The 11,649-nt window shown below is 72.1% G+C and carries 11 protein-coding genes and 1 pseudogene; 7 read left to right on the top strand and 5 right to left on the bottom strand.

The features are described 5' to 3' along the window. The 3 genes and pseudogenes from KN815_RS37440 to KN815_RS37430 form a co-directional block, all read left to right on the top strand. A pseudogene (locus tag KN815_RS37440) lies at window positions 1-269 on the top strand (hypothetical protein); the annotation flags it as partial. 189 nt (window positions 270-458) lie between these two features. Further along, the gene (locus KN815_RS37435) at window positions 459-1,469 is read left to right on the top strand and encodes an LLM class F420-dependent oxidoreductase (RefSeq protein ID WP_216346296.1); all 1,011 of its coding nucleotides are present in this window, start codon (window positions 459-461) and stop codon (window positions 1,467-1,469) included. Window positions 1,470-1,534: 65 nt separating this feature from the next. Then, window positions 1,535-1,828: a hypothetical protein gene (locus KN815_RS37430; protein ID WP_216346295.1), complete on the top strand. Its 294-nt coding sequence runs from the start codon at window positions 1,535-1,537 to the stop codon at window positions 1,826-1,828. 53 nt (window positions 1,829-1,881) lie between these two features. On the opposite strand, the gene KN815_RS37425 is transcribed toward KN815_RS37430, so the two are convergent. From KN815_RS37425 to KN815_RS37415, 3 genes are all read right to left on the bottom strand, one after another. Further along, window positions 1,882-2,982, bottom strand: a complete 1,101-nt coding sequence (locus tag KN815_RS37425) for a prenyltransferase/squalene oxidase repeat-containing protein (protein ID WP_216346294.1) — start codon at window positions 2,980-2,982, stop codon at window positions 1,882-1,884. Then, window positions 2,979-3,713 carry a class I SAM-dependent methyltransferase gene (locus KN815_RS37420; protein WP_216346293.1) on the bottom strand — a complete coding sequence of 245 codons (735 nt, stop codon included), beginning with the start codon at window positions 3,711-3,713 and terminating at the stop codon, window positions 2,979-2,981. Before KN815_RS37420 ends, KN815_RS37425 begins: the two co-directional genes overlap by 4 nt. Before the next feature lie 80 nt (window positions 3,714-3,793). Beyond that, entirely contained in the window at window positions 3,794-5,131 is a 1,338-nt protein-coding gene (locus KN815_RS37415) for a glycosyltransferase family 4 protein (RefSeq protein WP_216346292.1), read from the bottom strand. Window positions 5,132-5,571: 440 nt separating this feature from the next. Here KN815_RS37415 and KN815_RS37410 point away from each other — a divergent pair, with 440 nt between their 5' ends. Both KN815_RS37410 and KN815_RS37405 read left to right on the top strand, forming a co-directional pair. Further along, on the top strand, window positions 5,572-6,186 hold the full coding sequence (locus tag KN815_RS37410) for a TetR family transcriptional regulator (protein ID WP_216346291.1): 615 nt from the start codon (window positions 5,572-5,574) through the stop codon (window positions 6,184-6,186). A gap of 281 nt (window positions 6,187-6,467) precedes the next feature. Beyond that, the gene (locus KN815_RS37405) at window positions 6,468-7,088 is read left to right on the top strand and encodes a response regulator transcription factor (protein ID WP_216346290.1); all 621 of its coding nucleotides are present in this window, start codon (window positions 6,468-6,470) and stop codon (window positions 7,086-7,088) included. Window positions 7,089-7,164: 76 nt separating this feature from the next. Here the strand turns inward: KN815_RS37405 and KN815_RS37400 are convergent, their stop codons facing one another. Then, the gene (locus tag KN815_RS37400) at window positions 7,165-7,398 is read right to left on the bottom strand and encodes a ferredoxin (RefSeq protein WP_216346289.1); all 234 of its coding nucleotides are present in this window, start codon (window positions 7,396-7,398) and stop codon (window positions 7,165-7,167) included. Further along, entirely contained in the window at window positions 7,398-8,864 is a 1,467-nt protein-coding gene (locus KN815_RS37395) for an aldehyde dehydrogenase (protein WP_216346288.1), read from the bottom strand. The genes KN815_RS37400 and KN815_RS37395 overlap by 1 nt, the downstream gene beginning before the upstream one ends. Before the next feature lie 191 nt (window positions 8,865-9,055). Here KN815_RS37395 and KN815_RS37390 point away from each other — a divergent pair, with 191 nt between their 5' ends. Together KN815_RS37390 and KN815_RS37385 are read left to right on the top strand one after the other, a co-directional pair. Then, window positions 9,056-10,108, top strand: coding sequence for a Strvi_7410 family MBL fold metallo-hydrolase (locus tag KN815_RS37390; protein WP_216346287.1), 1,053 nt, complete (start codon window positions 9,056-9,058; stop codon window positions 10,106-10,108). An 89-nt stretch (window positions 10,109-10,197) separates the two neighbouring features. Next, window positions 10,198-11,649, top strand: a 1,452-nt coding sequence (locus tag KN815_RS37385; protein WP_216346286.1) for a cytochrome P450, incomplete at its 3' end; no start/stop codon positions are given.

Genomic DNA, 11,649 nt, shown 5'->3' with positions numbered 1-11,649 from the left:
AGCCGCAGCCCGGCCAGCCCTTCGGCGGCCAGCCCGCCCCGGCCCCGGCTCCGGGGCCCTCGGGCGGCGGGGACTTCGCCCCGTTCTGGTTCGCGGTGCCGGTGGCCCGCCCGCTGTACGCCGAGGACGGTTCGTCGAGCACCATCGCCGAACTGGCCCCCGGCACCTGGTACCTCGCGGTGGAGCAGCGCGGTCAGGCGCTGGTCGCCCAGACGCAGGACGGCCGTCGCGGTGTGCTCCAGGACACCACGGGGATCCAGCGCGGCTGAGCCGAGTACAGCCGCGCGTTCCATGACGCGCCCCGTGCGCGTCGCGCATGACGTGCAACGGCCCCTCGCCCGTAACCCTCGGGCGAGGGGCCGTTGCCATGTGCACCCCCGGCCCGTACAGTCCGGCCGGTGCGGCTGACCTGCCGTCAGCCGCCGCTCCACCCTGTCCGGCGGAACGAGGGGGCTCCCATGCGGCTCGGTCTGGCGCTCGGCTACTGGGGCCGCGGCCCCGACCCCCGCCATCTGGAACTCGCCCAGGAGGCGGAGCGGCTGGGCTACCACTCGGTGTGGACCGCCGAGTCCTGGGGCTCGGACGCCTTCACCCCGCTCACCTGGCTCGCCGCGCACACCACCCGGATCGCGCTCGGCACGGCGGTCGCGCAGATGGCCGCCCGCACGCCCACCGCCACCGCGATGCAGGCGCTCACCCTGGACCATCTCTCCGGCGGCCGGATGATGCTGGGGCTGGGGCTGTCCGGACCGCAGGTGGTCGAGGGCTGGTACGGACGCCCGTTCCCCAAGAGCCCGCTGACGGCGACCCGTGAGTATGTCGAGGTCATCCGGCAGGTGCTGGGCCGTGCGGCGCCGGTGCGGCTCGACGGGCGCTACCACCCGCATCCGTACGCCGGTCCGGACGCCACCGGTCTCGGCAAACCGCTCAAGCCCATCGTCCACCCGCTCCGCGCCGATCTGCCGGTGCTGCTCGGGGCGGAGGGGCCCAAGAACATCACGCAGACCGTGCGCATCGCCGACGGCTGGCTGCCGCTGTACTGGTCGCCGTCGCGCACGGAGCTCTATCAGGAGACCCTGGCCGAGGCCCGGGACGGCTTCATGGTGGCGCCGATGACACAGGTGCGGGTGTGCACCGATGTGGCGGAGGGGCTGAAGCCGGTGAAGGCGATGCTCGGCTTCTACATCGGCGGGATGGGCCATGCGGCCCGTAATTTCCACGCCGATCTGATGGCCCGGTTCGGCTACGAGGACGAGGCGCGCCGGGTGCAGGAACTGTTCCTGGCGGGCCGGCGGGCGGAGGCGATCGACGCGGTGCCGGACGCCTTCGCCGATGAGATCTCGCTGGTCGGGCCGCGGGAACGGATCGCGGAGCGGCTGGAGTTGTGGCGCAAGGGCCCGATCACGGATCTGCTGGCGGTGGCGCCGGATCCGCAGACCTTGCGGGTGCTGGCGGAGCTGGCGGGCTGAGCGCGTCGTACGGGTGTGCGACCACGCCCTGGTTTGGCGCCGCGGAGCCGGGCAACACGTGAGGCATGTCACGAAGTTATCGCCACGGAAGCAACCAGGCGGCGACCGTCGTGGCGGTCGCAGCGGACGTCATGGCCGTCATCCTCGGCCTCTGGATCCTGTTCGCCCTTCTCGACGCCAACCGCGCCAATGACCTCGTCACGGTGGTCCATGACGCGGCGAGCTGGCTCGCGAGCTGGTCCCATGACCTGTTCACCATGGACACGGACTGGCTCCGGACCGTCCTCAACTACGGCCTGCCGGCCGTGGTGTACCTCTTCATCGGCCACGCGATCGCGGGGCGGCTGCGGCGGGGCTAGGCGATGTCCGAGGGGAACAGCCCGCCGCAGGCGTCACGGACCGTCGGACATCCCTAGGCGCAGCAGTCCGAGTCCAGCCCCCGCGGCAGGCCCTCGGCGCCGAAGACGGCCGTGGTCGCCTCGTCGCCGCCCAGCGCCGCCACGGCGAGCAGCAGCGACCCGGCCGTCCAGGTGGTGCGCTCCTCCGGCCAGACCGCGTCGTCCTCGAAGACGTAGCCCGTCCAGTACATCCCGTCCTCGGCCCGCAGTGGCGACTGGATCCAGCGCAGGATGTCCACCGCGTGGTCGGACTCCCCCATCGCCCACAGCGCGAGCGCCAGTTCGCAGCTCTCGCCGCCGGTGACCCAGGGGTTGGGCGAGACACAGCGGACCCCGAGTCCCGGGACCACGAAGCGGTCCCAGCCCTCCTCGATGCGCTCCTTGGCGGCGGCGCCGGTCAGCGCGCCGCCGAGGACCGGGTAGTACCAGTCCATCGAGTAGCGGTGCTTGTCGAGGAACCGCTCGGGGTGGTGGCGGATGGCGTGGCCGAGCAGCCCCGCCGACAGCTCCCAGTCGGGCTGGGGCTCCTCGCGGTGCTCCGCGATGGCCAGGGCGCAGCGCAGCGCCTGATAGACGGAGGAGGAGCCGGTCAGCAGGGCGTCGGGGTCGAGGGTGCCGTCGGCGGCGCGCCGCCAGCCGATCTGGCCGCCGCTCTGCTGCATTCCGAGGACGAACTCGACGGCGGCGAAGACGGTGGGCCAGATGCCGTCGAGGAAGGCGTCGTCGCCGGTGGAGAGGTAGTGGTGCCAGGCGCCGACAGCGACGTAGGCGCAGAAGTTGGACTCCCGGCCGCGGTCGGTGGGGTCGGCGGCGGCCACGCCGTCCGGGGTGTCGGGGTAGGCCGCGCACCAGGAGCCGTCGGGGTTCTGGTGCCGGATCAGCCAGCGGTAGGCGGCCGTGGCGCGCTCGTGCTCGCCCGCCGCGTCCAGCGCCATGGCGGCCTCGATGTGGTCCCAGGGGTCGAGGTGGTGGCCGCGGAACCACGGTATGGCGCCGTCCGCGTGCTGGACGGCGGCGATGCCCTCGACCGTGCGCAGCACCTGCTCGGGGCTGAGTACGCCGGGCAGCGCGAGCCGTTCGGTGCGGGGGCCGGGGCGCGGTCCGAGCGCCGTCACGCCTGGTCCTCACGCGGAGTGTGGGGCTTGGTCGCGTAGGCCACGAAGCTCTTGCCGACGATCGGGTTCAGCGCCCGCTCGGCGACCCGGGTGGCCAGCGGCTTCTTCATGATGTCCCACACCAGGAGCTTGTGGTACGCGCGCACCGGCAGCGCCTTGTCGTTATCGACCCCGAAGGCGCACTTGAGCCACCAGTACGGGCTGTGCAGCGCGTGGGCGTGGTGGGTGCCGTACGGCCGCAGTCCGGCCTCGCGCATCTTCTCCAACAGCTCATCGGCGCGGTAGATGCGGATATGGCCGCCCTCGACCTCGTGGTAGGCGTCCGACAGCGCCCAGCAGACCTTCTCGGGGCCGTAGCGGGGCACGGTGACGGCGATCCGGCCGCCGGGCTTGAGCACCCGCACCATCTCGGCGAGCACGCCCTTGTCGTCGGGTATGTGCTCCATCACCTCGGAGATGATGACCACGTCGAAGCTGTCGTCGGGGAAGGGCAGGGCGAGGGCGTCGCCCTCCATGGCGGTGGCCGTGGCGCCCGCCGGGGCCTCACCGGCCTCCTTCATGGCGGCGAACCACTTGGCGACCTCGCGTATCTCCTCGGCGTTCCGGTCGAGCGCGACGACCTGGGCGCCGCGCCGGTAGCACTCGAAGGCGTGCCGGCCGGCGCCGCAGCCGAGGTCGAGGACGCGATCGCCGGCGGCGAGGGGGAAGCGGGAGAAATCGACGGTCAGCACGGGGGTCTGCTTTCGTCCGGCGGGTTCGTGGGGCGGGAGAGGGGCAGCGGGCGGGGCGGGAGGCGAGGCGGGGGCGGGGCTCAGCGGCGGGCGGCCGGCGCGGATACGCCGATGGCCCTGCGGTACTGCTCGACGGTGCCGCGCGCGGCCTGTTCCCAGGTGAAGCGGCGCAGCACCCGTTCACGGCCCGCGGCGCCCAGCCTTCGTCGGAGGTCGGCGTCGCCCAGCAGCCGGAGCAGGGCCGCGGCGAGCGCGTCGGCGTCGCCGGGGGGTACGGCCAGGCAGGTCTCGCCGTCGGGGCCGGCGACCTCGGGGATCGCGCCGCCGGTGGTGGCGACCAGCGGGGTGCCGGTGGCCATGGCCTCGGCAGCGGGCAGCGAGAACCCCTCGTACAGCGAGGGCACACAGGCGATCTGGGCGCCGCGCACCAGGTCCACCAGTTCGGCGTCGCTGATGCCCTTGACGAACTCGACGGCGTCCTCGAGCCCATGGCGCGCCATGGTGGTGGCCACCGGGCCCTCCTGCGGCCGCTTGCCGACGACGACCAGATGGGCCTCGGGGTTCTCGGCGCGGACCTTGGCGAGCGCCTCGATCAGATACACCAGGCCCTTGAGCGGCACATCCGCGCTCGACGTGGTGACGATGCGCCCGGGGATGACGGGGACGGCGGGGTCGGGCGAGAAGAGCCCGGTGTCCGCACCGATGTGCACCACATGGATCCGGTCCGGCCGCACCCCGAGGTCCTCGACGATCTCCCGGCGGGAGGAGCCGGAGACGGTGAGCACCGAGGGCAGCCGCCGGGCCACCCGCTTCTGCATCCGGGTGAAGCCGTACCAGCGGCGCACGGAGAACCGGCGCTTCCAGCCGTCGGCGGCCTCCAGCTCCAACTGCCGGTCGACGGTGATGGGGTGGTGGATGGTGGTGACCAGCGGGAAGCCGAGCCGCTCCAGGCCCAGCAGCCCGTATCCCAGGGTCTGGTTGTCGTGGACGATGTCGAACTGGCCGGGGCGGGCGGCGAGATGGCGGCGGGCGCGCAGGCTGAAGGTGAGCGGCTCGGGGAAGCCGCCGGTCCACATGGTGGAGACCTCCAGGGCGTCGACCCAGTCCCGGTACTCCTCGCGCCGGGGCGTACGGAACGGGTCGGGCTGGCGGTAGAGGTCGAGGCTGGGCAGCTCGGTGAGGGTGACGCCCTCCCCGGCGTCCAGCACCGGATACGGCTGGGCGCCGATGACCTCGACGGTGTGGCCGAGCCGGGCCAGCTCCCGGGAGAGATGGCGCACATAGACGCCCTGGCCCCCGCAGAATGGATTCCCCTTGTAGCTGAGCAGGGCGATGCGCAGCGGCCGTTCGTCGGGGGCGGTGGGGGGCGCTGCTCGAAGCGGGTCGGCCCCGGTCTCCTGCGCGGCCTCTGCGGTCACTCGCGCCCCCTCCTTGGTGCAGTTCAGCGGGAGCGTATCCGCTTCCGATTATCTAGAACAAGTTCCACTGGCGCATCCCCTGAGGAGTCACGAAGATACCTGCCCCGCATGGCCGCTCCAGGGCCGGGGCAGGTGATCCCTACCACTCGGTAGCCAGGACGCCGGGGAGAAGTTGGCAAGACGCCGGGGAGAAGTTGGCAACGGGCGTGTGCACCGGGCGGACCGCCCGCCGACCGGGCCGCGAGCGCCGCACGGCGACAACCCGCCCCAACTGCCGCGACAGCAACCTGCCCCAACCGCGCGGACACGGGTGCTTCGGGGAGGACCCGCGCTAGCCTAGAACGAGTTCCAGTGACTCGCAGGCCCGGGCCCGCCCTGTCATCATGCACGGTGTCCGCTTGCCGCCGAGCCGCACACGCAACACATCCGAAGTAGGACACATGACCGCAGAAGTCAAGCCAGCCGCCCTGCGGCTGACCGAGCGACAGGAGGCGCGCCGCCGGCGCATCCTGCACGCCAGCGCCCGGTTGGCCAGCCGAGGCGGCTTCGACGCGGTCCAGATGCGCGAGGTCGCGGAGAACTCCGGGGTGGCGCTGGGCACCCTCTACCGCTACTTCCCCTCCAAGGTCCATCTGCTGGTCGCGACGATGCAGGACCAGCTTCAGCATATGCACGAGACGCTGCGCAAGCGGCCGCCGACCGAGGCGGAGCCGGCCGCCCGGGTCGCCCAGACCCTGATGCGCGCCTTCCGCGCCCTGCAACGCGAACCCCATCTGGCCGACGCGATGGTGCGCGCCCTCACCTTCGCCGACCGGTCGGTCAGCCCGGAGGTGGACACGGTCTCCCGGCTCACCACCGCGATCATCCTGGACGCCATGGGCCTGGCCGACTCCCCGACGCCCGAGCAGCTCTCCGCGGTCCGCGTCATCGAGCACACCTGGCATTCGGCGCTGATCACCTGGCTCTCGGGGCGTGCCTCGATCGCCCAGGTCAAGATCGATATCGAGACCGTCTGCCGACTGATCGACCTGACGGCGCCCGCCCCGGCCCGGTAGCAGGGCGGCGCACCGGGCGGGGGCGTCCGAATATCCGGGGCGGACGATATACCGGGTATACCGGGGCGTCCGATAGCAGGACGGCGTAGCGCGCAACAGGGGCGCATGGGCCAATTCTTGCGCCCCTTCGAGCTTCCGGACGTGGTTTGTGCGCCCTTGCGCCCCCTCTTGGCTCAAATTCCGCGTTCACGCCCTGCCCAATACCGGTATTCATGAACGGCGCGCGACAGAGCGACAACGGCGCGCGACGAGAGAACGCATCGTGGGGGGTGGAGAAGTTCGTGATCAGGTTACTTCTGGTACACGAGTCAGGGCTGCTGCGATCGGCCCTGGCCTCGGTGATAGGGGCCGAACCAGACATCGAGGCAGCCGCGTGTGCCTGGCATGACGCGCGTAGCAAGGCCCGTTCCATGGCGCCGCAGGTGTGCGTGGTGGACACCGACTGCCCAGCGGCCGACAAGGCGGCACGCAAGGGCGAGTGGGGGAAGTTCGTCGCCTCCGCCTCTGGGGAGGGCGGGGACTGCGGACTTCTGGTGCTGGTCAACTCGGAGCGGCCGGGCCCACTGCGCCGCGCCCATGAGGCCCGGGCGCTCGGGTACGTCGACAAGGACGCCCCGCCGCAGCGGCTGATCGAGGCGATCCGGCGAGTGGCGCGGAAGGAGCGCTATGTCGACGACGCGCTGGGCTACGGCTTCCTCCAGGCGGCCAAGATCCCACTGACCGAGCGCGAGTTGGGCGTGCTGTCCCTGGCCGCCGACGGCGCCTCCATCCCGGAGATCGCCCGTACGCTCCATCTGTCCACCGGGACGATCCGCAACTACCTGGCCGCGATCACCCGGAAGACCGGGGCGCGCAACCGCGTGGACGCCATACGGATATCCCAGTGCGAGGGCTGGGTCTGACCGCTGCCGACGGCGGCGGTCGGAGCCTTGCTGACGGCGGCGGTCGGAGCCTTGCCGACGGCGGTCAGGGGAGCCGCTACTCGTCAGGGGGGAAGACCTGTTCACCGGTGTCCGACAGACGCAGCGCGATCGCCTCGACCGGACAGCCCTCGGCCGCCGCGAGCACCGCCTCGGAAGCATCGGCCTCCGCCTCGACGGGATGCGACTGCCGCGCCCCGTCGAGCCGGAAGCCGCCCGGCGCGGTGCTCACGCACATCCCCGAGCCGATGCACACGCCCCGGTCCACCTCGATCCGCCAGCGGTCCCCCATCAGTCCGTCTCCCCGTCCCAGCCCTGGGGCAGGTGGATCATCTTGTGCTCCAGATACGCGGAGAACCCCTCGGGACCGAACTCCCGGCCCAGACCGGAGTTCTTGTAGCCGCCGAACGGCCCGAGCATGTCGAGGCTGAAGGTGTTGACCGAGTAGGTGCCGGTGCGGATGCGCCGCGCGAAGTCGATGCCGCGCCCGACGTCCGCCGTCCAGACCGAGCCGGACAGCCCGTAGTCGGAGTCATTGGCGATCCGGGCCGCCTCCTCCTCGTCCCCGTACGGCAGCAGACAGATCACCGGGCCGAAGATCTCCTCACGGGCGATCCGCATGCCGTTGCCGACGTCGCCGAAGAGCGTGGGCTCCACGTACCAGCCGGTGTCCAGGGCCCCCGGACGGCCGCCGCCGGTCAGCACCTTGGCGCCCTCCCGCTGCCCCAGGGCGATGTAGTCCAGCGACCGCTTCTGCTGCCGCCGCGCCACCAGCGGCCCGACCTGGGTGGCCGGATCCAGCGGGTCGCCGACGACCAGGGCGGAGGCGGCTGCGGCGAACCGCTCGGCGATCTCGTCGTAGTGGCTGCGCGGAGCGAGGATCCGGGTCTGGGCCACACACGCCTGGCCGTTGTTCATCCAGGCGTTGGGCACGATCCCGGCGACGGCCGCCTCCAGATCCGCGTCCGGCAGGATCACCGCGGCCGACTTGCCGCCCAACTCCAGCGTGACCCGGGTCAGATGGCGCGAGGCCACCTCCATCACCCGCTTGCCGGCCGCGACCGACCCGGTGAACGACACCTTGTCCACGCCCGGGTGGCCGACCAGATACTCGCTGACCTCGCGGTCGGCCGGAAGGATCGACAGCACTCCCTCGGGCAGCCCCGCCTCGGCCGCGATCTCCGCCAGGAGGTAGGAGTCCAGCGGCGTTTCGGGGGACGGCTTGAGGATCACCGAGCACCCCGCGAGCAGCGCGGGCGCCAGCTTCGCGGCGGCCACGAACTGCGGCACGTTCCACGGCACCACGGCCGCGACCACCCCGACCGGCTCCCGCCGCACCAGCAGCGGGCCGAGCACCCCGGCCCGCCGCTCCTCGTAGCCGAAGTCGCGGGCCACGGTGATGGCCGCGTCCCACACCATCATCGCGCCGAGTGCCTGGGCCAGGACGCTCCAGGAGTAGGGGGAGCCGTTCTGCGCGCTGATGACGCGGGCGATCTCCTCATGGCGCACCGCGATGGCATCCTTGATCCGGGTGACCACCGCGATCCGCTCGGCCACGTCCATCCGGGGCCAGGGGCCCTCGTCGAACGCCGTCCGCGCCACCGCGACCGCCCGGTCCACATCGCCGCGCGCCGCGTGTGGCACCCGGCCGATGACCTCCTCGGTATGGGGCGAGACGACCTCGATGGTGTCCTCGCCCGCCGGGTCGGTCAGCGTGCCGCCGATGAAGAGCTGCCCGTGCTCGATGAGATCGCCCATCGTCTGCCTCCGGCCGATGACTGAGGGGTACGTCCGGCTGGCCCGAACCCGGGGCCGCCGACAGCCGGCCCGCGCTCGGGGCCGCCACTGGCTCGCCCGAACCCGGGGCCGCCAATATCTGACGCTGCATCAGAACTGATACCAGTTCCAGCTATAGTGGGCAATGCTTGTGTCGAGGAGAGGGGGAGCCGATGGCGCAGGTGACGCGGGTGACCGAGCACGGCGGCGGAGTGTGGAGCATCCCCGTCCCGATCCCCGACAATCCGCTCGGCCACACCCTGGTCCACCTTCTCGACACCGACCGCGGCCCGGTCCTGATCGACACCGGCTGGGACGACCCCACCGCCTGGGACACCCTCACCGCCGGGCTCGCCGCCTGCGGCACCTCCGTCTCCGAGGTCCACGGCGTCCTCGTCACCCATCACCACCCCGACCACCACGGGCTGTCCGGCCAGGTGCGGGAGGCGTCCGGGGCGTGGATCGCGATGCACGCCGCCGACGCCCAGGTCGTCCGGCGCACCCGCGAGGCCGAGCCCTCCCGCTGGCTCGTCTACCTGGAGGAGAAGCTCAGCGCGGCCGGGGCGCCCGAGGAGCATCTGGCCCCGCTGCGCGCCAGCCGCGCGTCCGGCCGCTCGGGCCTTCCGGGGCAGCGGCCCGCCCTCCCCGACCGCGAGATCGTCCCCGGCGAACTCCTCGAACTGCCGGGGCGCCGGCTGCGCGCCGTCTGGACCCCCGGCCACACCCCCGGCCATGTCTGCCTCCACCTCGAAGAGGCCCACCCGGCGGCCGGCGAGGGCCTGCCCGGCCATGGCCGCCTCTTCTCCGGTGACCATCTGCTGCCCGAGATCACCCCCCATATCGGGCTCTACGAGGACCCCGACGACACGACCGTCATCGACCCCCTCGGCGACTACCTCGACTCCCTCGAACGCGTCGCCGCCCTCGCCCCGGCCGAGGTGCTCCCCGCCCATCAGTACGCCTTCACCGACGCCCCGGCGCGGGTGCGCGCGCTGCTGAGCCACCACGAGGAGCGGCTGGCCGGGCTCCAGGCCCTGCTCAGCACCCCGCTCACCCCGTGGCAGCTCGCCGAGTCCATGGAGTGGAATCGCCCCTGGGAGCAGATCCCCTACGGCTCCCGCAACATCGCGGTCTCGGAGGCGGAGGCGCATCTGCGCCGGCTGGTGAAGCTGGGCAGGGCGGAAGCGGTGCCGGGCAGCAATCCCGTGATGTACCAGGCGATTTGAATGACGGATGGGGGGGGTGCGGGTCGCCCTGACCGGAAGCTAGCCTTACCCGCTCCGGCGCACCCACCCCCGTATCAGCAGGAGCACGCGTGACGAGCCCCATCCGCGATTCCGCCCCCACTCCAGGCCCGGATTCCACCCCGGCGGCAGGTTCGGATTCCGATCCGGCGGCAGGCCCGGATTCCGCCCCGGCGCCCGATCCGGCGGCCGGTCCGGCAGCCGGTCCGACGCCGCCCCCGGGCTGCCCCGCGCACTCCGGTCGGGCCCCGGCCGGGGAGCGGCTGGAATCGCTGCACGGCCCCGAGTTCGCCGCCGACCCGGCCGCCACCTACGCACGGCTGCGGGAACACGGGCCTATCGCGCCCGTGGAGCTGTCGCCCGGCGTGCCCGTCTCGCTCGTCACCAGCTATCAGACCGCGCTGGACATCCTGCGCAGCCCCGAGACGTTCTCCAAGGACGCGCGCCACTGGCAGGCTCTCGCCGACGGCACCATCCCCCTGGACAACCCCGTGGTGCCGATGATGATGTACCGGCCGAACGCGCTGTGCAGCGACGGCGAGGCGCATCACCGGCTGCGCTCGGCGATCTCCGACACCCTCGACCGGCTGGACATCCACGCACTGCGCCGCTACGTGGAGCGCAGCGCCGACTTCCTCATCGACCTCTTCGGGCCGAAGGGCGAGGCCGATCTGCTCAAGGAGTACTCCGCCCGGCTCCCGCTGCTCGTCTTCAACCAACTCTTCGGCTGTCCGCCCGAGTTGAGCGACAAGCTCGTCAGGGCGCTCTCATCGCTCTTCGACATCACCGAGGACTCCGAGCAGGCCAATGTGCTTCTCGCGGAGACCCTCTTCGAGCTGATCGCCCGCAAGCGGGCCACTCCGGGCCCGGACATGACGTCCTGGCTGATCGCCCACCCCGCCGAGCTGACCGACGAAGAGCTGGTCCACCAGATCGTCGTCCTCGTCGGCGCGGGCACCCAGCCCCAGCAGAACCTGATCTGCAACGGGCTGCTGCTCCTGCTGTCCGACGAACGGTTCGCGGGCACCCTCGCGGGCGGCACCATGCTGATCGAGGACGCGCTCAACGAGGTGCTGTGGAAGGACCCGCCGCTGGCCAATTTCTGCATCCACTACCCGCGCCACGATGTGACGGTCGACGGACACAAGCTGTCCAAGGGCGAGCCCGTCGTCATCAGCCTCGCCGCCGCCAACAACGACCCGTATCTATTGTCGAACCGGCGCGGCAACCGGGCACATCTGGCGTGGAGCGCGGGCCCGCACACCTGCCCCGCCAAGGATCCGGCCCAGGTCATCGCCGCCGTCGCCATCGAGAAGCTCCTCGACCGGCTGCCCGACCTCGAACTGGCCGTACCCGCAGAGGAGTTGGAGTGGCGGCCCGGCCCCTTCCACCGGGCCCTGGCCGCGCTGCCGGTGCGCTTCCCGCGGACGGCCGCCAAGTCCGATGAGGCGCTGGCCGAGATGGTCGCCGCGGCGACGGAGACGGGCGCGGGAGCGGTGGGCAGCACGCCGCCGGTCGCCGGG

The sequence above is a fragment of the Streptomyces niphimycinicus genome (assembly GCF_018883605.1).
Taxonomy (GTDB): Bacteria; Actinomycetota; Actinomycetes; order Streptomycetales; family Streptomycetaceae; genus Streptomyces; species Streptomyces niphimycinicus.
Note: the sequence above shows the minus strand (reverse complement) of the source record. Positions and strands in the feature narration are given on the sequence as shown.

What these genes read in the sequence shown, in the direction of transcription:
- KN815_RS37395 (WP_216346288.1), bottom strand. Translation starts at nt 8,864, where the DNA reads ATGGGCGATCTCATCGAGCACGGGCAGCTCTTCATCGGCGGCACGCTG.
- KN815_RS37410 (WP_216346291.1), top strand. Translation starts at nt 5,572, where the DNA reads ATGACCGCAGAAGTCAAGCCAGCCGCCCTGCGGCTGACCGAGCGACAG.
- KN815_RS37430 (WP_216346295.1), top strand. Translation starts at nt 1,535, where the DNA reads ATGTCACGAAGTTATCGCCACGGAAGCAACCAGGCGGCGACCGTCGTG.
- KN815_RS37390 (WP_216346287.1), top strand. Translation starts at nt 9,056, where the DNA reads ATGGCGCAGGTGACGCGGGTGACCGAGCACGGCGGCGGAGTGTGGAGC.
- KN815_RS37400 (WP_216346289.1), bottom strand. Translation starts at nt 7,398, where the DNA reads ATGGGGGACCGCTGGCGGATCGAGGTGGACCGGGGCGTGTGCATCGGC.
- KN815_RS37435 (WP_216346296.1), top strand. Translation starts at nt 459, where the DNA reads ATGCGGCTCGGTCTGGCGCTCGGCTACTGGGGCCGCGGCCCCGACCCC.